This window comes from Veillonella sp. 3891 (assembly GCF_003992315.1).
Lineage (GTDB): Bacteria > Bacillota > Negativicutes > Veillonellales > Veillonellaceae > F0422.
In genome coordinates this window covers 1-2150 of sequence record NZ_RQVE01000028.1, presented here as the reverse complement: position 1 = coordinate 2150, position 2150 = coordinate 1, and the positions used below count along the sequence as shown (strand labels likewise).

At 42.3% G+C, this 2150-nt stretch carries 1 protein-coding gene; it reads left to right on the top strand.

From position 1 onward, the window contains the following. On the top strand, positions 1 to 2150 hold a 2150-nt coding region (locus EO118_RS08500; RefSeq protein WP_127069496.1), incomplete at both ends, for a hypothetical protein.

Below are 2150 nucleotides of genomic sequence, written 5' to 3'. Positions count from 1 at the left end.
GCAACACCAGGTGTGAATATCCAAGTAGCATCCGACCCTACGAATGGTTTGACTGTGAGCTTAGCAGATACGTTAACTAACATGAAAGGTATCTCCGGTAATGGCACAGATCCATTGACAATCAAAAATGGTGACAATGCAGTTATCACAGTAAAACCAGGTGCTAATGGTGCAAAAGGTGATGTAGACTTCGGTGGCTCCAAATTAACAAATCTTGGCGAACCAGGTGCTAATACAGATGCAGCGAATAAAGCCTATGTAGACAGCAAAGTTGGTGGCGTAGCTAATTTAGGTTACAAAGCAAATGGTGGCACAGCTAAAACAGTAGCGGTAACAACAGGTCTAGACTTTGTTAAAGGTGATGGCACAACGGCGACTGCAGAATCTGCCAAAGCTGGTATCGAAATCGTAGCCGGTGATGATGGTAAAGTAACATTTGGCTTAAATGAAGCGACTCGTAATGCTATTGATAATGCAGCTAACAAAAACTTAAGTAACCTAAGTGATGATGGCAAAAATGCAGTCAAAGACTTAGCAGCAGGCGCTGTAAAAGTAGCTGCTGGTAAAAATGTGAAGGTTACAGATGCTACGGTTGACCATGTAACAACATATACAGTAGATGCTATCGATACAACAGTAGCGGCTGGAGATGGACTTGAAGTAACTGGTGGTACGGAAGATACTAACAAAGTACGTGCTTACACAGTAGGATTGTCTGCAGATACGAAAGCTAAATTAGCGAAAGTAGAAAACTTGGCTAATACAGTAGGCACAATCGGCGCTGACGGTCGTGATGGTAAAGCAGGTACTGGTAAAGAAGCTGCTGATGCAACTGCAGTGGCAGGTGACAAAGGCTTGACTGGCAAAGACGGCTTAAACGGTAAAGACTTAACATCTAAAGTAAATGCCTTACGTAATGGCGAAGCTGGAACAGTGGTGTACACAGATGAAAACGGCAAACGTGTTGTAAAAGCTAACGATGGCAAATGGTATCCAGCTGAGAAAGTAGATGCTAAAGGTAATAAACTGGACGGAGCTACAGAAGTGGCAACACCACAAGCTCGTTTAGTGAACCCAGATGGTACAACAATTGGTGGTACAACTAAATTAAGCAACATTGCAGATGGCACAATTGGAGAAAACTCCAAAGATGCAATCAACGGTGGTCAATTACATACTGAATTAGCGAAAAAAGCTGATAAATCAGATATTACAACTATCAACAATACATTAGCAGATAAAGCTAATGCGTCTGACTTGAATGCGTTGGCAGAAAAAACACTTACTTTCAGTGCAGATACTGGAACTGATGCAGCTCGTAAATTAGGTGAAACATTAGCTGTGAAAGGTGCGGCAAACTTCACACCAGCAGCAACTGCAACACCAGGTGTGAACATCCAAGTAGCATCCGACCCTACGAATGGTTTAACTGTAAGCTTAGCAGATACGTTAACAAACATGAAAGGTATCTCTGGTAATGGTACAGATCCATTGACAATTAAAAATGGTGACAATGCAGTTATTACAGTAAAACCAGGTGTAGCAGGCGCTAAAGGTGACGTAGACTTCGGTGGTTCTAAATTAACAAATGTAGGAGCACCAGGTACTGGTACAGACGCAGCGAATAAAGATTATGTAGATGAAGCAATTAAAGCTGTAAATCAAACAGCTGCTGGTAATGCTAACTTAGGCTATAAAGCAAATGGTGGAACTGCGAAAACAGTAGCAGTTACAACAGGTTTAGACTTTGTTCAAGGTGATGGCACAACGGCGACTGCAGAAGCTGCTAAATCTGGTGTCGAAATCGTAGCTGGCGATAATGGCAAAGTGATCATTGGCTTGTCTAATGATGCGAAAACAAAATTAGATAAAGTGAGTGCAATCGCTGAAACAGTAGGTGCTAACGGTGTTGATGGTCGTGATGGCAAACCTGGTACAGGCGCTGATGCTGGTATGGGCAAAGACGGCTTAACAGCAGCAGATGGCTTGAACGGTAAAGACTTAACTACGAAAGTAAATGCATTACGTAATGGCGAAGCTGGTAGTGTGGTATACACAGATGACAAAGGTAATCGTGTTGTGAAAGCTGATGATGGCAAATGGTACAATGCGAAAGCTGTAGATGAAAAAGGTAAATTAAAATCTGCCGA